Source organism: Bacteroidota bacterium (genome assembly GCA_021300195.1).
Taxonomy (GTDB): domain Bacteria; phylum Bacteroidota; class Bacteroidia; order J057; family JAJTIE01; genus JAJTIE01.
Genome location: JAJTIE010000019.1, coordinates 1 through 23,224, shown reverse-complemented (window position 1 = coordinate 23,224; position 23,224 = coordinate 1). Strand labels below are relative to the sequence as shown.

Sequence of the window (23,224 nt, the reverse complement as noted above, 5' to 3'; positions counted from 1 at the left end):
TTTTGTAGCATGCCTACTACCTATACCCAGGCCGAGCTGCAGCAAATAGCCGCGCAGGTGCGCCGAGACATCATCCGCATGGTGTATGACGTGCAGAGCGGGCACCCGGGTGGCTCGCTGGGCTGTGTAGAGTACTTTGTAGCCCTGTACTACCACCTGCTGGTGCACGATCCCAAACAATTTGACATACAGGGCCGGGGGCAAGACCTCTTTTTCCTCTCAAACGGACACATATCTCCGGTATGGTATTCTGTATTGGCACGCTCCGGCTACTTTGATGTGGCAGAACTGGCTACCTTTCGCCGGCTGGATAGCCGCCTGCAGGGCCACCCCGCTACCGAGGAAGGCCTACCGGGCATACGTGTAGCCAGCGGATCGCTAGGCCAGGGCCTGAGTGTGGCCATAGGTGCCGCACAGGCCAAAAAACTGGATGCCGACCCCCGCCTGGTGTATGTACTGATGGGCGACGGTGAGTGCCAGGAGGGGCAGGTGTGGGAAGCCGCCCTGTATGCTGCCCACCACCGGGTAGACAACCTGATAGCCAGCATAGACCTGAACTACAAGCAAATAGACGGAGACACCCGGCAGGTAATGAATACCACCAGCCTGGCCGATAAATTCCGCGCTTTTGGCTGGGAGGTGATGGAAATACCCGAGGGGAACAACCTGGACGAAGTGATAAAGGGCTATGAATACGCCCGCAGCCTGTGCGGAGAAGGCAAGCCAGTAATGGTGATGCTGCACACCAGTATGGGCAAGGGCGTGGACTATATGGAGGGCACCCACGACTGGCACGGCAAGGCCCCAAACAAGGAACAATACGAACGCGCCCTGGAGCAGCTACCCGCCACCCTGGCCGATTACTAACGCACTTAGCCCCGAAGAAACATGTCTACCAAAATACTCACCCCCACCGACCACCAGGATACCCGTAGCGGCTTTGGGGCCGGCCTGCTGGAGCTAGGCAAACTGCACGAGGATGTAGTAGCCCTGTGTGCCGACCTGACTGGCTCGCTCAAGATGGATGCCTTTGCAGCGCAGTTCCCCGATCGCTTCTTCCAGGCAGGTATCAGCGAGGCAAACATGATGGGCGTGGCAGCCGGCCTGGCTACAGGGGGCAAGGTGCCCTTTACCGGAACTTTTGCCAACTTCAGTACCGGCCGCGTGTACGACCAGATTCGCCAGAGCATAGCCTACAGCGGTAAAAACGTGAAGATATGTGCCAGCCACTCAGGCCTTACACTGGGCGAGGACGGCGCCACCCACCAGATACTGGAGGATGTGGGCATGATGCGCATGCTGCCGCACATGATGGTGGTGGTGCCCTGCGACTACAACCAGACCCGCCTGGCCACCCTGGCCCTATACGAGCATGATGGCCCCGCCTATCTGCGCTTTGGCCGCCCTAAGTGGCCCATCTTCACCGAAGCACAAGACCCTAGCTTCCAGCTGGGGAAAGCCCAAATCCTGCGTGCGGGTACCGACGTAACGGTGATAGCCAACGGCCACCTGGTATGGAAGGCCCTGCTGGCGGCAGATGCACTCCAGCAGCGGGGCATCTCGGCCGAAGTGATCAACCTGCACACCGTGAAGCCCCTGGATGCGGAGACCCTGCTGGCCTCGGCAGCCAAAACCAGAGCTGTAGTTACCGCAGAAGAGCACCAGATACACGGCGGCCTGGCCGACCTGGTAGGGCAGCTGCTAAGCACCCACCTGCCCACCCCCCTACGCGCCGTAGCCGTGCAGGACCAGTTTGGCGAAAGCGGTACGCCAGACCAGCTGCTGGTAAAGTATGGCCTGGATACCCCACACATTGTGCAGGCGGCAGAATCGGTTCTGAAAGCCTGATGCCGGTCGCCTACATAGGCATTGGTAGCAACCTGGGCGATCGGGAGGCCCAGGTGCAGCAGGCTACACAGGGCCTGCTGGCCATTGGTGCACTTACACGCCTCTCCTCGCTGTACGAAACCAAGCCCTGGGGCAATACCCAGCAGGGTGCTTTTGTAAATGCGGTGGCCGAACTGGAAACAGAGTTGAGCCCAGAAGCCCTGCTGGAGGCCATGATGCAGCTGGAGCAACAAATGGGCCGTGTACGAGGAGAGAAGTGGGGACCCCGAACCATAGACCTGGACCTGCTGCTGATGGAAAACCTGCAGTGCCACACGGCCCAGCTACAGCTGCCCCACCCGGGTATAGCGGAACGGCTGTTTGTACTGGTACCCTGGATGGAAATAGCCCCCCGCGTGCAGCTGCCAGATGGGCGACAGGTTGCGGAGCTGGCCGAACACCTGATGCAAAAAACACCCGCGCAAGACTGGCCCGAAATGATTGCCTACCAATTGCATTTTTAGATGAAATCCTTCTTTATCGTGCTGCTGGCAGTGGGGCTGAGTGGCCTAGCCAGCATAGGCTGCGACTCGGAGCCCAAAGCCCAGCAGACCCTGAGCATACCCCAAAACCCGGCGGAGCGGCAGCTGGCAGATACCCTGCGGGTTATCGAAAAGCGGCTGGCAGAAAACCCAACCGACCCCCAGCTGTACTACGTACGCGGGAAGATAAAGCTGGAGCTGGGCGACACCGTACAGGCCCTGGCCGACCTGGAAAAGGCCGTGAACCTGGAGCCCGACAACGAGGAGTATCTGTATGGCAATGCCGAACTGGCCTATATACGGGGCAAAGACCAGCAAGCGCTGGACTACCTGAAGCGAGCCGTAGCGCAGAAAACACAGCGCCCTGAAGCCTACCACCTGATGGGCAATGTGTACCTGCTGCAAAAGAACTACACCCAGGCCCTGGCCAATATGGACAGAGCCATAGACCTGGACAAGACCCAGCCCATCTTCTACCTGGGCAAGGCACTGATATACAGGCAGATGAAGCAGCCCCAGCGGGCCATTACTTTTGCCAACTACGCCTTGGAACGAAACAAGGCCTTTCTAAAGGCGGCGGCCCTGGCGGCAGATATCCACCTGAACGAGGTGTATGACCCGAAAGAGGCGCGCCGCTATGTGTACTACATCCTGGAGGCAGACTCGCTACACCCGGTGGGGCACTACTACATGGGCTATGTGCTATACCGCCAGGCCGCCGAGACCGGAGACCGTAGCCTGTATAAACCGCTGATGAACAAGGCTATAGAAGAATATAGCCAAGCCATAAAGGCCGACCCCACCTATAACGATGCACGCTACCAGCGGGGCTACCTGTACCAGCAGCTGGATAAGCTGGACAAGGCTACGGCAGACTACAAGGCTGTGCTGGAGCGCAACCCCCAGGATGCACGCGCCGCCTTTCAGCTGGGCAGCCTGTACGAATACTACAAGGACTACAGCCGGGCGCTGAAATACTACCGCCAGGCCCTGCAGGCCAAGCCCGACTTTGCCGAGGCACGGCAGGCGATACAAGAACTGGAGCGAAACCTGCCAGACAAGAAGTAGACTACAGGGATAGGGAAACCGGTTCATTCGGCCACTGGGCAGCATGCATGCCCATATCGGGCGGGGCACACTCGGCAGTTGCCCACCTATTGGGCATCCGGATCGGGCTATAAAGCCTACCAATGGCAGAGCTTCCGGGCAGGCCCGGTTAGGCCCGGGGGTGGAAGCTGGCGTGCACCTCGCGCAGGTAGTGCCCGTTGGTGTGCAGGTATATCTCGGTAGTGGTTACACTCTCGTGGCCCAGCATCTCCTTCACGGCTATCAGGTCGGCCCCACCCTCTATCAGGTGGGTGGCAAAGCTGTGGCGAAACGTATGGGGGCTTACCGTCTTGTACACGCCGACCTGCTCGCAGGCCTTCTTGATGATCATGAAGACCATGTTGCGCGTCAGCTTGGCGCCCCGCCGGTTCAGGAACAGGATGGGATCATTGCCGGGCCGCGCCTTTACTTTCATACGATGGAGGTTGGAATACCGTTTAATCTGATCTATAGCCGAGGAACCCAGCGGTATGAGGCGCTCTTTATTGCCCTTGCCCACCACGCGCACAATTCCATCGTCCAGATACAGCTGGTCCAGGCGCAGGCTTACCAGCTCGCTCACCCGCAGGCCGCTGCTGTACATCAGCTCCAGCATGGCCCGGTTTCGTACCCCCAGCGCATCTCCGCCGCCCATTTTCTCCTCTTCGGTTATTTTTTCCGGAGCGCACACATCCAGGATCTGGTTAATCTCATCCAGGCTAATCACATCGGGTAGCTTGCGCTGCACCCTGGGCAGGTCTATCAGCTCGGCCGGATTGTCTTGCAGGTAGTTTTCCTGCAGCAGAAACTGGTGGAAGGAGCGGATGGAAGAGATGTTTCGGGCCTGGCTCAGTTCATTCAGGCCACAGTAGTCTGCCAGATATCCCAGGAAAGCGCGTATATCCTGTACCTGGATATGGCCGGGCTCTGTCAGGCCCAGCTCCGTCTCCACATACATCAGGTAGCGCAAAATGTCGGTACGGTACGCCGCCAGCGTGTTGGTGCTCAGCCCCTTTTCGAGCCGCAGATAGTTGTAGTAGCTCTGCAGGTAATAGTTCCAGCCCACGTAGTTTCCATTTAGGTTGTGCTCAAACCTAGTGTTGGTCAAGGCTTTACACAAAAGTTGTTTTGAACCCAGGCTGCCGACAGCCCGGGTGGTGGTGTGCATAAAGGCCCATATGCTACATTTGTGGAAAACCAGCCCGATGACTCCCCTACCTAACATACTGATGCTGAATGGCCCGAACCTGAATATGCTGGGCCAGCGCGAAGAGGCCCACTATGGGGCGGATACCCTGCAGGCCATCCAGGATGAGCTAGTAGCTGCCTTCCCGCAGCTCAGGCTAGAGATGCACCAGAGCAACCATGAGGGAGACCTGATAGACCAGCTGCACAACTGGGCATACTACAGCGCCATTGTAATAAACGCCGGGGCCTACAGCCACTACAGCTACGCCATCCAGGATGCCCTGCGCCTGGTGCGGGTGCCGGTGGTAGAGGTGCACCTGAGCAACATCTATGCACGCGAGACATTCCGGCACACCAGCGTCATCAGCCCTGTCGTGCGGGGGGTTATCAGCGGTTTCGGCAAGGATAGCTATCGCCTGGCCCTGTACTGGCTAAGCAGCCAGCTGAGCCAGCAGCCAGCAGCGCAGCGGGGCAAAGAAACCGAGGGGGCATGACCTACACCATCGTGGGTGGGGGCATAGCCGGCCTGAGCGTGGCCTGGCACCTGGCCCGGAGCCAGGCCGGGCACCGGGTGCAGGTGCTGGAGGCGGGCGAACTGGCCGGGGGGGCCAGCTGGGCTGCGGCGGGCATGCTGGCCCCCGTGCACGAGCTGGAGTTTCAGGAGCTGGAGCTGCTGCAGGCCGGGCTGCAGGCACTGGCGTACTACCCTGCCTTTTGCCAGGCGCTGGGGGTGCCCCTGGATACTACGGGCACCCTGGAGGTGCCCCTGGACACCGAGGACCTGGGCTACCTGCAGCGGCTATATCGTTTCCAGCAGGCGCAGGGACTAGCGGTGACCTGGCTGGAGCAGGAGGCGCTGCGCACCCTGGAGCCCGAGCTAAGCCCGCACATTCAGGCTGGCATACTGGCCCGCACTGACATACAGGTGGAGCACAGGCTGCTGCTGCCCACCCTCATCGATGCACTGCTACACCTGGGGGTAGAACTGCGGCCCCACACCCCTGTGTACAGCTGGGCCAGCCTAGGCGCGGGCAGCACAGAGCTGCAAACAAACCAGGGCAGCCTAAGCACCAACCGGCTGATACTCGCCACCGGCTGCGGGCTGCCCGGGGCCGAGCTGCAGCTGCCGCACAAGGTATACCCCATACGCGGGCAGATGCTAGCCCTGGAGACAGGGCCACAGCCGCTGCTGCGCCATAGCGTGCGCATCCGCAGCAAGGCATATGGGCCCGCCTACCTGGTGCCCAAGCCAAACCGCCTGCTCATCGGCTCCACCAGCGAGGAGATGGGCCGCGATACCCGCCAGCGGGCCGGCGGACTGCTAGACATACTGCGGAAGACCTACCGGGTGCTACCCGCCCTATACCACCTGCATGTGCAGGATAGCTGGGCGGGCCTGCGCCCCGCCACCCTAAGCCGTATGCCCTGCCTGGGTGCAGTGGCACCCGGCGTATGGATGCTGAATGGACTGTATCGCCACGGCATCCTGCTAGGCCCCTACCTGGCGCAGCAGCTGGTAGCCGTGCTACAGGGGGCCGAGGTACCCGCAGTGCTACGTCCGTTCTGGCTAAATTTTTCAGAATCTTGATCACACAAAATATGATCACACAGAACCAAATTCGCCAAGCCGCCGAGAAGGTAAAGAGCGGAGCCGACTTCCCCCGGTTTATTCAGGACCTGAAGGCGCTGGGTATAACCCACTACGACACCTATGTGGACAATGGCAGCACCTGCTACTATGGGGCAGGAGATGACAGGCTGGAGACCCCCGGCAAGTATCCGGCGGTGGATGTACAGCCAGTGGGCGCTGTAGGGCAGCTACAGGCGGCACTTGCCAGCCACCAGCAGGGCCACACGGACTATCCCACCTTTTGCCGTCAGGCAGCTGTAGCAGGCGTGGCCAGCTGGACCACTCGGCTGGTGGAGATGACGGTAAGCTACTGCGACAAACAGGGGGCTGTACTCCTGGTGGAAGACATACCGAGCGTATAGGACCTACCCGCTAGCGACACCCTACCTGGCATATAAAGGGAAACATGCCCTGGAGCGTACAGGCTGCCCAAGTGGCATGGTGCCCAATGGGCTACTCTATTTTTATACTGAGGGCAGCTGTCAGCAGCCACCTTTGGCGGGTAGTGCCCCCTTCTTCGGGAAACACGTTAGACCCCGCCTGCAGGTACCTGGCCTCTAGCCTCAGCATGGCTTGGGTAGTGGGCAGGTAGTCTAGCCCTAGGCTGCTGCCATACAGTACTACGCCCGCCCCCGGGTGGGTCAGGCTGGTCAGGTTTGCCGCATCGGGGTCGCTGTAGTACTCGGCCCGCAGGCTACTGCGCCAGTACCGGGCCCAGCGGTAGCTGGCTATGCCGCTGGCAGTGGCCGCCGGGCCCATCGGCAGCCTGCCGGCCCTGCTGGCTGCCCAGGTCGCACAGCAGCAGCAGGCTCACCCCGTCCGACGGCTGCCAGTAGGCATACAGGTCCAGGAAGCTACGCATGCGGGGCCCCAGGCTGTCCACGGTCTGCTCATTGCCCACATAGGCGCTGGCGTTTAGCAGCAGCTTTTTGCTCGCCTGGTACTGCAGCTGGCCTATTACAGCTTTGGCATCATTCGTCTCGGCTATGTTCTGCCAGCCATTTACCACAAAGGCGTACCCATTTAGCCGGGGGCAAAGGGGTAGGCTTAGCCGGGCCCCAGCCAGGTAGTAGGGCGAGTTTTCGGCCGACAAGCTGCGGGTATAGGTGGGCAGCTCGTGGCTCAGTGCCCCCTCGTAGCCGAATGGCGAGGGCAGTATGCCCGCGTCTAGCCAGATGTCCTTGTGGATACGGATACCCCCGTAGGCATCTATCAGGTAGCGCAGTTCGGCCGGCTCGGCGGCATAGTTGGCAGCCATGTAGGTGCCCAGGGCAGGGGTAGCCTGCAGGCGGTACCAGCCGGCAGTGCAGGTTAGCCTCAGGGCCAGTAGGTTCAGGTTGAAATTGTTGTGTTGATTGGCAGCATACAGGTAGGGGCGCTCGTGGCCCGCGGATCGGCCCAGATCATAGCCGTAGTAGTGTCCAGATATACAGTGAGGTACAGGGTGCTATCCTGGGCGTGCAGGCCGGTGGCCAGCAGGGCAAGGAGTAGGAGGCAGGGTTTCACCCGGGTAATGTTAGCAGATTTTTTGCCGTGCCTGCTGGCGGCCAAACTGCAAATACAAAGCCTTATTAACAGCCTGTAGCACGTATCTGGCAAGCAAAAGCTGACTGAAACCTGGCACGCGCGAATAGCTCTTGTAATAGGCGTGGCAAGCCCCTGGCATGCCTTTGTTGTCAATGTCGGAGTGAGAGGATTCGAACCTCCGGCCTCTTCGTCCCGAACGAAGTGCGCTACCGGGCTGCGCTACACTCCGATGTGCAGGTGTACGTACTACACATCCGCACGCAAAGGTAAAATTTCCAATAGCCAAATCAAAGGAATTGGGCTATTATGCAGCCATCATTGGGTGTGCTCCAAGAAAATACGCCTCCTTTACTTGCGCAAATCAAAAAGACAATGTATCTTTGCACTAGTACATTAGTACTGTGTTTCTTATCCAAGATCCGAGAAAAAAAATCACGATAAAAACTGCCTTTTATGCTAGTTGTAATGAAAGCCGATGCCACCGATGCCCAAGTGCAAGAGGTGATGGCCGTACTCCGATCCTACCACACGCAGCCCGAGGTGCTGCCCGGGCACAGCCGGGTAGCCATTGGTGTAATGGGCAACAAGGAAGCCGTGCGGCAAGACGAGGTGCTAAGGCTGCCCGGGGTAATGGAGGTGATAGAAGTAACCAAGAAGTATAAGCGTGTGAGCAAGGAGTTTCATCCGGCAGATACCCTGGTGCGCGTGGGCGATGCCACCTTTGGCGCTGGGCGGCCTGTAGTAATAGCCGGCCCCTGCTCGGTAGAGAGCGAGGCGCAAACACTGGCTACCGCCCGCGCCGTAAAGGCACAGGGTGGCCAGATATTCCGGGGCGGCATCTTCAAGCCCCGCACCAGCCCCTACTTCTTCCAGGGCATTGGCTACGTAGGCCTGCAGTATATGCAAAAGGCACGTGAAGAAACCGGGCTGCCCCTGTGCGTGGAGATTATGAGCTCCGACGACATAGACCTGTACAAAGACGAAGTAGACCTGCTGCAGGTGGGGGCACGCAATATGCAGAACTTCGACCTGCTGAAAAGGCTGGGCAAGATAGACAAGCCCGTGCTGCTAAAGCGGGGGCTAAGTGCCACGGTAGAAGAATTTCTGCTAGCAGCCGAGTATATACTGGACGGTGGAAACCAGCAGGTGATCCTGTGCGAGCGGGGGGTCCGAACCTTTGAGACCAGTACGCGCAACCTGCTGGACCTGAACAGCGTAGCCCTTATAAAAACCCTAAGCCACCTACCCATCGTAGTAGACCCCAGCCATGCCGTGGGGCGACACGACCTGGTGGCGGCACTGGCACGCGCCGCCATAGCCGTGGGCTGCGACGGGCTGCTGGTAGAAACCCACCCAACACCGCAAAAGGCACTGAGCGATGCGAACCAGCAACTGGACTTTGAGGAGTTTGCCAACATGATGCGCCAGGTAAACCTGCTGGTAGATGCCCTGCCCGAACTGTATGCCGCCCGCACAACAGCCTATTCTGCCTAACCACAGCCCCGCCCTACCCCAGTGAACATGACCGCATACCGAAATACCATTCTGCAAAGCACCGGCTACTTTGGCGAATACGGGGGGGCCTATGTGCCCGAGGCCATACGCGCCAATACCGATGCGCTGGCGGCAGCCTTTGAGCAGCTACAGACGGATCCTGCCTTTCTGGCCGAGCTGAAGCAGGCCTACGTGGAGATCAGTGGCCGCCCCACAGCCTTCACCCCCCTGCGAAACCTGAGCCATAAACTGGGCGGTGCACAGCTATACATCAAAAACGAGGGGCTAAACCACACCGGGGCACACAAGATAAACCATGTGCTGGGCCAGATCATCGTGGCCCGCCACATGGGCCGCAGGCGCATTATAGCCGAAACCGGCGCAGGCCAGCATGGCCTGGCTACTGCCAGCCTGTGCGCCCGCTATGGCATGCCCTGCACCATCTACATGGGCTACAAAGACTACCTGCGCCAGCGCCCCAATGTATTCTATATGCAAATGATGGGGGCAGAGGTAGTGCCCGTAGAGGAAGGGCAGCAGACCCTGAATGACGCCGTAGTAGCCGCCATGAAGGACCTGCTAAGCCATCCGGAAGATACCCATTACCTGATTGGCACCGTTATTGGCCCGAACCCCTACCCAAAGATGAATACCTTCTTCCAGAAGATCATTGGCGAAGAGGTGCGCGAGCAGGCACTACAGGCCTTTGGCAGGCTGCCCCACTACGTTATTGCCTGTGTGGGTGGGGGTAGCAATGCCATGGGCGCGTTCTTCGACTTTCTGGATGAGCCAGACGTGCAGCTGATCGGCGTAGAGGCAGGGGGCCACGGTGAGGGCTATGGAGCACATGCAGCCCGCTTCCGAAGGCTACAGAAGGGCATCTACGAGGGCTACTACAGCTACATCCTGCAGGACGCGGATGGCAACATAGCGCCCACCAGCAGCATCAGTGCCGGGCTAGACTACTGCGGCGTAAGCCCCATACTGGCCTGGCTGTACGATGCCGGACGCGTGCAGTTTCGTGCAGCTACAGACGAGCAGGTGCGCCAGGCCTACCGCACCATCCTGAGCCACGAGGGGGTGGTACCCGCACTGGAGAGCCTGCATGCCGTGGCCTACGCCCTGGAGCTGGCACCCAGCCTGCCACCCGAACAGCACATTGTGATAAATGCCAGCGGCAGGGGCGAAAAGGACCTCTTTATTGCAATGGAAAACCTGCAACCCCAGCAGCTGGCCGAATTTATGGAGCTGAAGCTGCAGCAGCTGCGCAACCTGGCAATCAGCCCGAAAGTATAACCCCTACATGCTACCCATGAGCCCGAACCCAACCCTACAAAAGCACCCCCTAATGGGCCACCTGGTGCTGGGCTACCCCAGCCTGGCGGAGAGTGAGCGTACCGCTATGGCCTATCTGGAAGCTGGTGTGCAGCTACTGGAGCTACAGATCCCGTTCTCCGACCCCTCGGCAGATGGCTTTACCATTACCCATGCGAATCATGTAGCCATTGCACAAGGAACCGATACCGAGCACTGCCTACGAGCGATCGACAGGCTACAGGCATACGCCCTGCTACTAGCCACACAAGACGGTATAACACGAACCGTTATCCCCATGACGTACCTGAACAAGCTGGTAGCCTACGGGCTGGAACGCTTTGCCAGGGAGATGCTAGCGATAGGTATCTCGAGCATTATTGTACCCGATCTGCCCCTGGATACCCCCCAGGCGCATACGCTCATCCGGCAGGGCCTGAAGCCTGTGCCCGTGCTGGCCAGCAATGTACCCCCTGCCAGGCTGGCGCAGCTACTGGCCCACCAGCCCGACTATGTATACATCATGGCCGATTTCAAGATTACCGGACAGCAGTTCACGCTCGACCCCCGGGTAAGCACCCTGATAGCGGCCATACGCCACCAATGCCGGGCACAGGTGGGCATTGGCTTTGGCATCAGCACCGGCCCACACGTGCAGGCCGTACTGCGCACAGCCGACTTTGCCATTGTGGGTAGTGCACTCATACGCGCACAGGAGGCCGGAAACCTGGCCGAGAAGCTAACGGAGCTGCTGGAGGGATAGATAGATAGCCCACTGGATACCGCGCCCTTCTATCTACCTGTAGGCGCAGCAAAACCATCCAACAAAAAAGGGGAGCGACTCATCGCTCCCCTTTTTCTCGCTAATGCAAGCAAGCAGGTACTGCCTAGGGCTGTACCACTACTTTTTGTGCTACGGGCTCGGTGCCGCCATCCAGGATGAGGGTGTAGAGGCCAGCGGGCAGGCCGCTAAGCTCTAGCTGCCGGGTGCCGGTGCCAATAGACTGGCTATAGACAGTCTGGCCCAAGGTGCTCACCAGTCGGCACTGTGTGTAGGGCGAGCTGGCTCCATCGCCTAGCACCACGTGCAGGGTACCCTGGCTGGGGTTGGGGTATACAAGCAGCGCACTACCTAGCCGGGCTGTTGATGTACTGGTGATGCCATTGAGCTGCTGTAGGCTACGCAGTACGGATAGCTTGCCCCAGCCCCAGGTGTTGCTGCCGGTGGTGGGAATGCTGCCTGTGTATACATCGGTAGTAGCGCTGCTCTTCAGCAGGGCCCGCGCCTGGTCTGGGGTCAGGCTGGAGTTGGCCTCCAGCGCCAGCGCCAGGGCACCAGCTACCATGGGAGAGGAAAACGAAGTGCCCTGCAAGGCCTGAAACACATGTACTTTTCCGCCGAGCACCATTGTGTCTGCTAGTACGGAATAGTCGGGGGATGACTGGCCGAATAAAGAAGAAGAAGAAATAATATCCTGGCCGGGTGCCGCTATGTCGGGCTTGGTGCGTCCATCGGCCGTGGGACCTATGCTGGAAAATCCAGCAATATCTCCCAGCAATTCATCCGGTGCGGCTTTATCCGTAACCATTCCGCCTAAGCTTGTCCACTGCAGCGTGCTGTTATACGCGCCCACGCTTATAACGCTATTGCCTGTACCGCCAACCTCTCCTACCGAGTACTCCAGATCTCCACCTCTAAATGGCGCGGGCTTGTTATAAGCAGTAAAACTGCATCTTTCAGTCCAAACGTGTACGCCACCCGAAGTAGCCCTTACCTCCACCAGTACTACCAGGGCGCTGTCATCCTGATTGCTATTGTCAAATTTGATGTAGGCGTGCGGCTTCTGGTTACCCGGAAAAACCTCATTATTTATCGTGATACCAGTTGTATCCGGATTAACCAGATCATTGTCAATCAGCTTGAAGGTGTTTGTTTGTGAATTACTTGCTGCCGAAAAGTTAATCAGGCTGGTAGAGGCAAGTATCTGGTCTGCATTCCTATCATACAGGTGTACGGCTACCTGATAGCTATGGCCCGGATCGCCCCAGATGTCTATAAACGCTTGACCAATACCACTTCCGAAAAAATCAAGCCCGGAATACATTTTGTTATCCGATGGGCTAAAGGTTTTGCGTACGTGCAGCCTATCAGTTCCTTCGTTGCCTGCACTCCCTACCAGCAGCCGGCCAGGGCCGGTCACCTGGTCAAAGCCCTTATCCAGGGTCGAAGTGCCATCGTGTGGGCCTTCGTGCGTGCCCAGGCTCATGTTAATCACACAAGGCTTGTTTACCGAAGCAGCATAGTCAAATATATACTCAACTGCATCGAAAACCCGGGTTGTAAATACACTGGTTTCTACTCCACCATCAATAGACACAATCACAAGCTCACTCTCGGGTGCTACGCCCCTGTATTGGTCTTTTCCGCCGCCCGATCCGGCAACTATGCCGCTTACAACCGTGGCATGAGAAAAAGTTCCACCCGCCCATTCTTCAGGAGAATATTCTGCGCGGGGTCTGTCGTCTTCCTTGGCCAGCAGTTCGGCTTGGCCCGTGTATTCTGCACCATAGTCATAGTTTGCGGGTGGGTTTCCGTCCGTATCTGCCTGCAACCATGCCTTCTTTATCCGGTAGTTTTGGGTGCCACTTTGATCAAAAAACGTAGGGTGTGTAAAGTCAATGCCGATGTCAATGACACCAACCACTACGTCTTTGCCCTTGTAGGCACTGGGTAGGCCACCGCCACCGGCATGTACCGCATCAATGCCCGAAAGTCTGCGGGCTGTATTATCCAGCCGCACTCTTGCGGATTTTCCCAGTTCCAGATACTGCACAGCAGGATCTGCTGCTACAGCTCTTATTCCCGAAACAGGTACCATTGCTCTTAATATTGAGCCGTTGATCTGGCCGGGTCGGCATATAACACCATATGAGGCTAGGTCGGGCTGGCCATTTGTGTGAACGAAAGCCAGCGCATATAGCTGGTCATTTTTACGTATCAGGCCATACTTTCTCTGCAAGCCCTCCAGGTCTGCAGGTTGTTTTTGTAGGGGTGCAGCCTCCAGGTCTAGCAGCAGCGAAGCAGCCTCGGGCGAAAGCCCTCTTGTCACCATCGTCCGGGTGGGGGGGGGGTGGGTGCCACGGGCCTACCCTGGGCATACACCTGGGCGCTGCCTGGCAGCAGGAGGGCGAGTAGTACCAGATGTGGTAAAATCCTTCGTGATGTAATGCTTTTGCGTCTCATAAGATTAAGATTAAGAGCAGTTTTTTGCTGCAAATATATATCTATAAAGATTTAATCCAAATCTAAATCTAACATGACGATAAACTTACGCACACAAACGGTGTTGCGATCAAACAAAAAGGGGGATGGAGCCTTGTTGCGCTCCATCCCCCAATTAAGTGTAGTAAGTGTATGGGTGTAGTGGGTGGGCCATGCAATCCACCTGAGGCAGGCCATGCAAGCCCTTTCTCTGGGCACTGCCTAGGGCTGTACCACTACTTTTTGTGCTACCGACTGGGTGGCAGAATCTAGAATGAGTGAGTACATACCAGCTGGCAAGCCCCGGATCTCGAACTGACCGGTGCTGATACCAATAGACTGGCTAGAGACGGTTTGTCCCAGCGCATTCACCAGGCGGTAGCCCGAATAAGCAGAAGATCCGCCATCTGCCAGCACCACCTGTAGCGTACCCTGGCTGGGGTTGGGGAAGACCAGAAAGCTGGAGGACGGATCTGCCTGCGCACGTGAGGTAGCGCCGGTGAGCAGCTGGAGGCTGGCCTGAGCGTTCAACTTGCCCCAGCCCCAGGTATTGCTACCGGCCGTGGGGATGGTACCTGTATGGGTATCCGTAATGGCACCACTACTCAGCAGCGTGCGTGCCTGGGTAGGGGTCAGGCTGGGGTTTGCCTCCAGCATCAGGGCCAGGGTGCCAGCCACCATGGGCGAAGCCATGGAAGTACCCTGAAATGCCCCGTAGTAGTGGCCAGCGCCCCCTGCGCCCACCTCCGCTATAAAGATATCATCGAACTCGCCCGGAATTGAGTTTCCAAATGTGCTGATAGCAGAAACAACATAGTTTCCCGGTGCAGTTATATCAGGCTTGATGCGTCCATCTACCGTAGGCCCCTGGCTGGAGAAATCGGCAATCTCGTACAGACTATAACTCTGCGTAACGGTTTCCCCACCCAGTGCAGTCCAGGTCTTTTTGGTGTTGTAGGCACCCGCGGTTATTACACTCTTGCCCGTACCCCCTATCTCGCCTACCGTATAGCTTGTGTTGCCATCCATAAAGGGAGCAGCCTTACCCCCGGCGGTAAACATATTGGGGTCTTCCGCCCACACATGTACGGTGCCTGAGCTAGCCCGCACCTCTACCAGCACAGGCTTGAAATCATCATCCTGAGTTGAATGGTCGAACGTGATGTAGGCGTGTGGTTTGTTGTTGTTTTCTGAGCTGGCCTCTGTGCCAATAAATACTTTGGTCTCATCCCCGGCCTCCGTATCCTGATCTACCAGGGTAAAGTCAAGAGCCTGATCCGAACTGGTAGACACCAGGCTTGTAGAGGCCTCGAACTCATCCGTCTCCTGATTATACACATGGACTGCCACCTGAAAGGTTTGGCCCGGTTCTCCCCAGATATCCACATAGGTAGAGCCAGCCACCGAATTATCCGGGAAGAGGACAAACGAATAAAGCTGATTATTGGTAGCCGAGAATACCTTCTGCAAATGCAGCGGGATATCGCCCTCATTACCCGCAGACCCAACCAGTAGCCGACCTGGCCCAGCCAGCTGGTCAAAGGCCTTGTCCAGGGTCGAATTGCCATCATGCGGACCCTCATGTATGCCTAGGCTCATGTTTATAACACAGGGCTTGTTTACCGAGGTTGCATAATCAAATATGTATTCGGCTGCGTCTGCTATGGAGCCATCTGCCTGAGAAATAGACACGTAAACAATTTCGCTCTCCGGGGCTACGCCTACATAGCTAGCCAGCCCCCCACCCGATCCGGCGGCTATACCTGTTACATGGGTGGCGTGCGGTACGTCCCCAGGCAGGTCATAGGCTGCATCCAATATGCTCTGCTGGGTGGTGTACTCAGCACCATAGTCATAGTTTGCGGGCGTAGTACCATCCTCAGCATTCTGGTCCCAAACTCGCTTTATCCGATAGTTTGCAGTACCGCTTTGATCAAAAAAAGTAGGGTGGGCGTAGTCCATGCCTATATCAATAATGCCTACCACTACGCCTTCGCCCGTATAGGCGCTGGCGAGGCCCGTGCCTGCATGCACCTCATCCACCCGTGTAGCGCTTCGGGCCGCGTCCAGTTTTACTTTTACGGGTTTTCCTATCTCCATGTACTTCACGGCGGGGTCGGCAGCCAGGCTCCTTAGGTTGGAAACCGGAACAAGCGCCTTTAACACATTACCTGGCTCCTTGCGGGCATCGTACAAAACGCCATAGTGCGCCAAGTCTACCGCCCCTTGTGTATGGATAAAGGTATGCGCGTAGAGTTGGCCATTCTTGCGCACCAGCTTGTACTCCTCGCGGATTTTATCCAGTGCGTCCGGTGCTTTGCTCAGGCCCCGCTGCTCCGCTTCCTCCAGGTCTAGCAGTAGTTTGGCGGTTCTGGGCGATAGGCCACTTGCCTCTATTGTCCGGGTGGGGGGGTGGGTGCCACGGGCCTACCCTGGGCATACACCTGGGTGCTACCTGGCAGCAGGAAGGCGAGCAGCACCAGCTGTGGTAAAATTCTTCGTGATCCAATGCTTTTGCGTCTCATAAAGATTAAGATTAAGATTAAGAGCAGTTTTGCGAGGCAATTTATAAAGATTTGATCCAAACCAAGAGGGCTGTCAAAGCCCCAGCCAGGGCACCCGGCCCCCACTCCGGGCCTGCTAGTTATGCGAGTGCCACATAATGGCCCCATGCGTATGGCCCGGGTGCTCGGCACTCCCCCTTTTATTCTGGGGCGGCGGCGGGGTGGTGCCATCCGGGGGCAGAATGCGAAAACTCTCGTCTGGCTTGCCCCGGAAGTAGCGCGGTATGTAGGGCCATGTGCTCGTTATCACGTAGTAGTAGGTTCCGTTGGGATACTCCTTGGTTACACCGGTTCGCCCATTACACGCATCCAGGTCTCCCAAGCCCGCTACATATTCATAGTCCTGCACGTAGGTCCCGTCGTGTGCACCGGTAGGTGCTTTGGGCTTACTCTCCGGGTTTACAGGGCGTTCCCCACTCTTCAGCCGGTAGCTGCTTTTCAGCGTCTTCAGTGCCGACGAAAGATCTGTGGCGACAGAGGGTGCCGTCTCATTGTAGATGGGGTAGCCATCTGCCGCATAGCCTAGCAGTACCATACCGGTCTTTCCGGCACCCAGTTGCTTTTCCCGCTGCACCTTTACAAACTCCTGCGGATACCCGTGGTAGTGATACAGGCCGGGCGGCTGCAGATGGGCCTCATTCAGGTCAAGTCCAAGCTTTTCACGAACTTGTGATACAGCCTCATATTGCCACCCGCTCGCTAATCCTTCAAAGGGGTTCTGAATGGCATATTGTTCCCGACCTTCAATATAGAAGGGGCCATTGGGATCCATAACCACTCCGTTTATACCCAGGCCAAACTCGTAGCCGGTCGTAATCAGGGGCGTATTCAGCTGGGTGGGGGCAAGCGGCATCTGGCGCTTTACCTCTATTTCTTGTAGGGTAAAGGGGTTTCCAGAGTTGGGAAAAGTACCGACTGTATGATCGGGGATGTTGTTCGACTCGAACTTGCGTAAGCCATCCGCTTCAGTTACGGTTACCTTGTTCTGTAGCGCAGTGGTCGTGCCCTGTGTGTCATTGTTGTTGTCGTCGTCAGACTTTTTGCACGCACCCAGCACAAATAGCAGTGCCATGGATGCCAATAATACTTTTTTCATAATCGGTGGATTTTAGAATGGATATACAAAGTTTAGGTCAATCAAGATATTCCGGCTGTCCGTGCTGAGGTGGCGGAGGCCCCTGCCTGGGGCGAGAACCGGGCTCCGTACCGGAACGCCTGTTGGGTTGCCGCGGGCTGTTTTGCTCGCCGTTTCGCTCGCCAGCTCTCTCTCTTAGCATCTCCATCAGGTGCAGGCGAAACTGCCGCTGGGCCTGCATGAAGCGCAGCACGTCTCTGGGCTTCAGCACCGAGCCTATGGCGGCTATCTGCCTGTGGCGCGCGGCCAGTTCCTCGGCCTCAGCGGCCAGCAGCGTGGCTATCTGCTCTCTTAGTTCCGTATCGGTACGGGCATCGCTTTCGGCCTGCACTTTATGCATCAGGGCTTTATTCCGCTGGCGTATGGCCTCCACCTGCTTCTCGCTTTCGTTGTAGATGGGCCAGAATTTCTGGCTGTCCTCCACGCTCAGGTCCAGCTCTCGGGTCAGGTAGGCAATCCGGTATTGCTCCAGCTGCTGTCGTTGCTCAGGGCTCAGCTCATACTCGCCATCGGGCTCGGGTGGGGGTAGGGGTCTGTCCTTCTGTGCCAGGCAGCCGGAACCTGCCAGGGTGAAGACAGTAAAAAGCAACGCGTACAGAGTGTGTGTTTTCATATGCTTTGTGGGGTTTAATAGCTTATCAGGGGTTCATCGGCCAGGTAGGCCAGCAGGGCCTGGTCTTCCACCTCCAGCCTGGGCATCAGGGCCTGGTCGGTGTCCAGCAGTGCAGCCGCCAGGGTTTCCTCTGTCTGTTGGTCGAACGCAGCGGTGGCCAGGGTAGCCACGGCTACATCGGCACGGACGGCCTCGGGTACTGCATGGGGGGCCGATGCGGCCGAGTACCCGGCCCGTACAGCCAAACTGCCTTTGGTAGCGGGCACCGGTGCCGCAGGAGCAGGCACCTGCTGCACGGCCAGCTCGGGCATGCCCTCGGTTAGTGTAGCCGCTGGCTGGCTCAGCCACACCACTGTGGCCGTAGCTGCCGCTGCTACAGCAGCCGAAACCCACAGGGGCACCAGCCGTGCACTCCGCCTGGCTGGCCTGTGCCACACCGGCTGGTACCCCGCTGGCACGCGGTAGGGCTGGCGCGAAATAGCTGCCTGCTCAGGCTCTGGTTCTGTTAATCGAAATTGCTGTGCCATATCTGCTCCTGCTTCTCATCTATTGGATGCCTAAACCCCTGTCGGGTTTAATGCCTGGGTTACAAATGCCTCAATTTTTTTTACGGCGTGGTGGTAGCTGGCCTTTAGGCTACCCACGGTAGTACCGGTTATGTTGCTTATTTCCTCGTAGCTCAGTTCTTCAAAGTAGCGAAACTCGAATACGGTACGCTGCCGCTCGGGCAGGGTGTGCACAGCCTTGTGCAGTAGCTGTATGGTTTCGTCCGCATCGGGCGAAAAAGCCTGTGTAGCCTGGCTGGTTAGCCAGGCCGTGGCAGCATCTGGTGCCAGCTGCCGCCGCTTTTTCTCCCTGCGCAGGTGGTCCAGGGCTTCGTTGTGCGCAATGCGAAAGAGCCAGGTGGCAGGCTGGCTGTCCCCCCTAAACGCACTACGGTTCTTCCAGGCCTTCAGCCACACGTTCTGTAGCAAATCGTCTGCCACAGCATGATCCACCACCATGCGGCGGATGTGCGCATATAGCCGGGGGCCATAGGTGGGGATCAGATCTTCAAACTGCATGCTACCGAAACAAGACGTATAGACCGATCAAAGGTTTAATGGAAATAGTCGTTTATAACAAAAAAAATGGGCCCATCTGGCTCAGATGGCCGCTACATACCTAAAGGGAGTAATTACCGTACAACTACCCCCCACGAAAATCATGACCAAAACAAAGGAAGTGGCCATCGAACTATCAGTCTGGCACACAAGGCCCTTAGTACGCAAGCGAATCCAGATGACAAACCAGGCAGAAGTAAGACTTGCCCAACTAATGGTGTACACACTGCGGTGAAAACAGCCGAGCAGAAAGCGATGAAGACGCTTTGGGGCAGTGCAGGATTCCCCTAGCTCCCACTCTTACTGTTTACTGGGTCCAAAGCCCGGCGCATCTGACCCACCTGGCCGCTGCACGGGCGGCTGCCGTTGGCCGTCCAGCCTGGTTAGCAGACGCTCCATTTTCTCATGCAATTCTTGTATTTCCAGCTCTGCTTTCAGGTTCACCTTGTAGTCGTTGATGCTGCGTTGACGGTCCTTTTCCTCCTTCCGGTTTTGGCTCATCAGGATGATGGGCGCCTGCATGGCGGCTACACAGCTTAGCACCAAGTTGAGCAAGATAAAAGGATAGGGGTCGAAGGAACCCAACCAGGTGGCCAGATTGAGCGCCAACCACATCAGAATAAAAATCAGAAACAAAATAATAAACAGCCAACTACCCCCAAAGCGGCTGATCCTGTCTGCCAGACGCTGACCGGTGGTCAGGATTTCGTCCTCTTCAGGCCCCTTGCTAATCAGGGTGTTAGCGCGTATGCTCTGGAGCACCTCTCGTTCGGTGTTGCTCAGATCGTTCGTGACCAGGCGTAGGCGCTCAGCAAAATGGGCTTCAGTTAGCGTTGCTAACTCTTTACGACTAATATAGCCATCAGACGGCAACTCAGACAGCCGAGCCCGAAGCTGCTGTAAAACACCAGGGCTTAGGCTGCCGAGGTGTATGGCCTCCTCAGGTGCCAGGGGGGTTTTGGATAAAAGGCTTTTATACAAGGAACTGCTCAATTTTCTACGAGATTACGCGTAACACTATTCTCGGGCAATAGTGGGATTATTCCCAAATCCGAGGTCAATCCTTTTAAAACATGCTTAACCAATTTCCAGCTACTAAAGCCGCAAGTTCAGCCTCATAAAAACCAAAGGGCATAGCGACCCATTGGGCACATCGGAGAAAGAGACCAATTACTTAAACTTAAAAACCAGTTAAGTAGCCCTTAGCCAGCGACTGGTGCAAGCTTGATGATCATGCCAAAGCTAATTTATGTACATTACGCACACAAACTGTAACCCAAAGCCGACGAACGAGTAGACCAACCGTATTCCAGTTTGTATGAACGACAAGAACCAATCCGAATCTCAGGATGGAGGAAGCAGCCACAAACTAGCAGACGAGGCTGAGAGCGGGGATGCAAATGCGCAGTGCGCAGTGGGCTGCCTGTACTACTATGGGAGCGAAGGGGTACCACAGGACTACAATAAGGCCGTGCAGTGGTGGCAGCTGGCGGCACAGCAGGGGCACCCGGATGCGCAGTACAATCTGGGCTACGTTTTCCATACAGGAGAAGGGGTACCCATCTATTTTGAAGAAGCCCTATACTGGTACAGGCAGGCCGCTGAGCAGGGGCACGCAGAGGCACAATACAGCGTGGGCAATCTGCTGGAGCACGGCATGGGCTCATGGGAAGAGGCGGCGAGCTGGTACCAGAAAGCTGCCAGGCAGGGAAACCCAGCTGCCCAGTCTAGCCTGGGCCGGATGTACGAGCAAGGTAAGGGCGTGCCGCGAGACTACGAGCAAGCCCGGCAATGGTGGCAGCAGGGGGCAGAGCAGAACCACCCCGAAACGCAGTACCAGTTGGGTATGCTGTACTACAGCGGAAAGGGGGTAACGCCAGACTATGAGCAAGCCCGAGCCTGGTGGCAAAAAGCTGCCGGACAAAACCAGTTCGACGCGCAGTACCAGCTGGGTATGCTGTACTACAGCGGAAAGGGAATAACGCAAGACTACGAACAGGCCAGAGCATGGTGGGAGAAAGCTGCCGAACAAAACCAGTCCGACGCGCAGTACCAGCTGGGTATGCTGTACTACGGCGGGCATGGAATAACGCAAGACTACGAACAGGCCAGAGCATGGTGGGAGAAAGCTGCCGAACAAAACCAAACCGAGGCACAATACCAGTTGGGTATGCTGTATAAGGACGGAGAAGGAACGCCAAAAGATCTTGTCAAGGCAGCAATCTGGCTAACGTGTGCCGCCAGGGCACAGCACACTGCGGCCTTGCAGGAGCTGGAGCGCATGTTTGAAGTGGAGGATGCCCGGCAAAGGCAGGAAGCGGAACAGGGAGACCCTGAGGCCCAGTACCGCCTGAGCATCCGGTGCTTTGTGGGCGCGCGCATGGAGATAAACACACAGGAAGGCATGTACTGGCTACAGAAGGCTGCAGAGCAGGGCCACCCCGGAGCACAGTGCGACCTGGGACTGGTGCACTCCGACGGGATATACATACCACAGAACTATCCACAGGCGGCCCATTGGCTACAGAAGGCTGCAGAGCAGGGCCATGCAAATGCACAATATAACTTGGGCCAACTATACGAACAGGGAGAAGGGGTAGAGCCCAGCTACGACCAGGCCATGCACTGGTACCGCTTGGCCGCCGAGCAGGGCCACTATACCGCACAAAGTCGGCTCGAACTGGGGTAAAACGACATCCCCCTACCCCCCTCCAACCAATCAGGTAGGGCAGTAGACTGCTCTGTACAGGGGATTGATAAAAAAGTGATCTCTACTGTCACAGTAGGCAGGGTCCTGCATCCAATGGATGTAAAACGCATCCCTAATCCAAAATTCAACCGAAGATGACTTCAACCCAAACCATGGCCATAGAACTGGCCGCCTGGCAGGCCAAGGAGCCTGTAGCAGGAAAGCGCAATCTGGTGCTAGATGAGACCAACGCAGGGCTGGCCCAACTGGAAGGATTTCGGAACCGCAGTGTATACCAGTCGATAGAAAATCCGCTGCTACTAGTAGACTGGGTAGAATGGGACAGCCTGGAAAAGGCACACACAGCCGTACAGGGCATGATGAAGATCGAGCGTCTGCACCCCTTTGTTCAGCAGATAGAGAAGACCGTGCTGTTTGAACACTACACCCACGAAACCAGCCATGGAAAGCCGGGCCAAGCAGGAGCTGCGATAGAGCTGGTGGTGTACCAGCTGAAACCAGAGGCAGACCCCAGTGCATTCCAGCAGGCCTATAACCAAGTAATAGGCACCGCAAAAGGGTATCAGGGGCGGTATATCCTGAAAAATGATAAGGGCGAAAACCGCTGGGCTGAATGGGCCTATTGGAGCAATGTGGAAGATGCCAAGGCGGCATCGGCCCAGATGATGCAGGACCCCAGCATCCAGCAGGCCTTTGGCCTGGTGCAGGAGGTGCTAATGGTGCATCAGTACTTCCGTCCTTTTTAGCCAGACCGGGCTACAATTTCCTCCAGAGAGGGCTACAGCTAGCTGTGGTCCTCTCTTCTCTTCGTTTTTACTATCCTACAGATACCTGCATGGAACGGCTGCTACAGAAATGAAGCCGGATGAGCAGATTGTAGATTACGTGTACAGATTACGCCTAAGGCCAGCAGACAGGATGACAGACCGCCATACCACTCTCTAGCTCTTTTATAGCTGCCTACAGGCCGAGCCTATATGAAGATAGGCAGGGATAAAAAAAAGAAAGGCTACACCGTAGTGTAGCCTTCTTATGTTTTTTGAGGATGGAAGTACTGTGTGTACAGCTAGAATCACACAAGTAAAAACGGAAATTGAATTGATCACAAAGATCACTAGAAAGGAGGTAATCCAGCCGCACCTTCCGGTACGGCTACCTTGTTACGACTTAGCCCCAGTTACCACTTTCGCCCTCGGCAGGTTTTAAGGCCCGACTTCAGGCGCCCGCGG

Annotated in this window: 21 protein-coding genes, 1 tRNA gene, 1 rRNA gene and 3 pseudogenes; 12 read left to right on the top strand and 14 right to left on the bottom strand. The window is 57.0% G+C overall.

From position 1 onward, the window contains the following. Positions 1-9: 9 nt before the first annotated feature. From LW884_05340 to LW884_05325, 4 genes are read left to right on the top strand one after another with little or no spacing between them, the layout of a single operon-like run. Positions 10-867 carry a transketolase gene (locus LW884_05340; GenBank protein ID MCE3007757.1) on the top strand — a complete coding sequence of 286 codons (858 nt, stop codon included), beginning with the start codon at positions 10-12 and terminating at the stop codon, positions 865-867. Between the two features lie 21 nt (positions 868-888). Continuing rightward, entirely contained in the window at positions 889-1,848 is a 960-nt protein-coding gene (locus LW884_05335; GenBank protein ID MCE3007756.1) for a transketolase family protein, read from the top strand. Next, the gene (folK, locus tag LW884_05330) at positions 1,848-2,351 is read left to right on the top strand and encodes a 2-amino-4-hydroxy-6-hydroxymethyldihydropteridine diphosphokinase (GenBank protein MCE3007755.1); all 504 of its coding nucleotides are present in this window, start codon (positions 1,848-1,850) and stop codon (positions 2,349-2,351) included. The genes LW884_05335 and folK overlap by 1 nt, the downstream gene beginning before the upstream one ends. Beyond that, positions 2,352-3,437 carry a tetratricopeptide repeat protein gene (locus LW884_05325; protein MCE3007754.1) on the top strand — a complete coding sequence of 362 codons (1,086 nt, stop codon included), beginning with the start codon at positions 2,352-2,354 and terminating at the stop codon, positions 3,435-3,437. It abuts the gene before it with no gap. 148 nt (positions 3,438-3,585) lie between these two features. Here the strand turns inward: LW884_05325 and xerD are convergent, their stop codons facing one another. After that, positions 3,586-4,563: a site-specific tyrosine recombinase XerD gene (gene xerD, locus LW884_05320; GenBank protein ID MCE3007753.1), complete on the bottom strand. Its 978-nt coding sequence runs from the start codon at positions 4,561-4,563 to the stop codon at positions 3,586-3,588. A gap of 97 nt (positions 4,564-4,660) precedes the next feature. On the opposite strand from xerD, the gene aroQ reads away from it, so the two are divergent. From aroQ to LW884_05305, 3 genes are read left to right on the top strand one after another with little or no spacing between them, the layout of a single operon-like run. Continuing rightward, positions 4,661-5,137, top strand: coding sequence for a type II 3-dehydroquinate dehydratase (aroQ, locus tag LW884_05315; protein MCE3007752.1), 477 nt, complete (start codon positions 4,661-4,663; stop codon positions 5,135-5,137). Beyond that, positions 5,134-6,231, top strand: coding sequence for a glycine oxidase ThiO (gene thiO / locus LW884_05310; protein MCE3007751.1), 1,098 nt, complete (start codon positions 5,134-5,136; stop codon positions 6,229-6,231). Before aroQ ends, thiO begins: the two co-directional genes overlap by 4 nt. Before the next feature lie 11 nt (positions 6,232-6,242). Then, entirely contained in the window at positions 6,243-6,635 is a 393-nt protein-coding gene (locus LW884_05305) for a DUF1398 domain-containing protein (GenBank protein MCE3007750.1), read from the top strand. 91 nt (positions 6,636-6,726) lie between these two features. Here LW884_05305 and LW884_05300 read toward each other — a convergent pair. Together LW884_05300 and LW884_05295 are read right to left on the bottom strand one after the other, a co-directional pair. Continuing rightward, positions 6,727-7,642: pseudogene (locus LW884_05300) on the bottom strand (porin). Positions 7,643-7,955: 313 nt separating this feature from the next. Beyond that, positions 7,956-8,029, bottom strand: a tRNA-Pro gene (locus LW884_05295). A gap of 224 nt (positions 8,030-8,253) precedes the next feature. Between LW884_05295 and aroF the strand changes: the two genes are divergently transcribed. Genes aroF through trpA form a run of 3 tightly spaced genes read left to right on the top strand, consistent with a single transcriptional unit; the run spans position 8,254 to position 11,371 of the window. Then, the gene (gene aroF / locus LW884_05290; GenBank protein ID MCE3007749.1) at positions 8,254-9,294 is read left to right on the top strand and encodes a 3-deoxy-7-phosphoheptulonate synthase; all 1,041 of its coding nucleotides are present in this window, start codon (positions 8,254-8,256) and stop codon (positions 9,292-9,294) included. A 27-nt stretch (positions 9,295-9,321) separates the two neighbouring features. Then, entirely contained in the window at positions 9,322-10,590 is a 1,269-nt protein-coding gene (trpB, locus tag LW884_05285) for a tryptophan synthase subunit beta (protein ID MCE3007748.1), read from the top strand. Between the two features lie 16 nt (positions 10,591-10,606). Then, positions 10,607-11,371 (top strand): tryptophan synthase subunit alpha, encoded by a 765-nt coding sequence (gene trpA / locus LW884_05280; protein ID MCE3007747.1) that lies wholly within the window; start codon positions 10,607-10,609, stop codon positions 11,369-11,371. A 124-nt stretch (positions 11,372-11,495) separates the two neighbouring features. Here the strand turns inward: trpA and LW884_05275 are convergent, their stop codons facing one another. The 10 genes and pseudogenes from LW884_05275 to LW884_05230 form a co-directional block, all read right to left on the bottom strand. Then, positions 11,496-11,690, bottom strand: coding sequence for a T9SS type A sorting domain-containing protein (locus LW884_05275; protein MCE3007746.1), 195 nt, complete (start codon positions 11,688-11,690; stop codon positions 11,496-11,498). A 228-nt stretch (positions 11,691-11,918) separates the two neighbouring features. Further along, positions 11,919-12,713 (bottom strand): annotated as a pseudogene (locus LW884_05270) (S8 family serine peptidase). Positions 12,714-12,815: 102 nt separating this feature from the next. After that, positions 12,816-13,487 (bottom strand): annotated as a pseudogene (locus tag LW884_05265) (S8 family serine peptidase). 227 nt (positions 13,488-13,714) lie between these two features. Beyond that, a complete protein-coding gene (locus LW884_05260; protein MCE3007745.1) occupies positions 13,715-13,852 on the bottom strand; it encodes a hypothetical protein in 138 nt (45 codons plus the stop codon). Between the two features lie 240 nt (positions 13,853-14,092). Then, on the bottom strand, positions 14,093-16,144 hold the full coding sequence (locus LW884_05255) for a S8 family peptidase (protein MCE3007744.1): 2,052 nt from the start codon (positions 16,142-16,144) through the stop codon (positions 14,093-14,095). A 366-nt stretch (positions 16,145-16,510) separates the two neighbouring features. Beyond that, complete coding sequence (locus LW884_05250) at positions 16,511-17,506, bottom strand: YHYH protein (protein MCE3007743.1); 996 nt, start codon at positions 17,504-17,506, stop codon at positions 16,511-16,513. 61 nt (positions 17,507-17,567) lie between these two features. After that, positions 17,568-18,182, bottom strand: a complete 615-nt coding sequence (locus LW884_05245; GenBank protein ID MCE3007742.1) for a hypothetical protein — start codon at positions 18,180-18,182, stop codon at positions 17,568-17,570. A 14-nt stretch (positions 18,183-18,196) separates the two neighbouring features. Beyond that, the gene (locus LW884_05240) at positions 18,197-18,709 is read right to left on the bottom strand and encodes a hypothetical protein (GenBank protein ID MCE3007741.1); all 513 of its coding nucleotides are present in this window, start codon (positions 18,707-18,709) and stop codon (positions 18,197-18,199) included. A 30-nt stretch (positions 18,710-18,739) separates the two neighbouring features. Beyond that, entirely contained in the window at positions 18,740-19,246 is a 507-nt protein-coding gene (locus LW884_05235; protein ID MCE3007740.1) for a sigma-70 family RNA polymerase sigma factor, read from the bottom strand. Between the two features lie 339 nt (positions 19,247-19,585). Beyond that, the gene (locus LW884_05230) at positions 19,586-20,266 is read right to left on the bottom strand and encodes a DUF1003 domain-containing protein (GenBank protein MCE3007739.1); all 681 of its coding nucleotides are present in this window, start codon (positions 20,264-20,266) and stop codon (positions 19,586-19,588) included. Between the two features lie 337 nt (positions 20,267-20,603). On the opposite strand from LW884_05230, the gene LW884_05225 reads away from it, so the two are divergent. Further along, positions 20,604-21,974, top strand: coding sequence for a hypothetical protein (locus LW884_05225; protein MCE3007738.1), 1,371 nt, complete (start codon positions 20,604-20,606; stop codon positions 21,972-21,974). Between the two features lie 155 nt (positions 21,975-22,129). Continuing rightward, positions 22,130-22,741, top strand: a complete 612-nt coding sequence (locus LW884_05220) for a hypothetical protein (GenBank protein MCE3007737.1) — start codon at positions 22,130-22,132, stop codon at positions 22,739-22,741. 372 nt (positions 22,742-23,113) lie between these two features. On the opposite strand, the gene LW884_05215 is transcribed toward LW884_05220, so the two are convergent. Next, positions 23,114-23,224: ribosomal RNA gene (locus LW884_05215) — 16S ribosomal RNA — on the bottom strand; the annotation flags it as partial.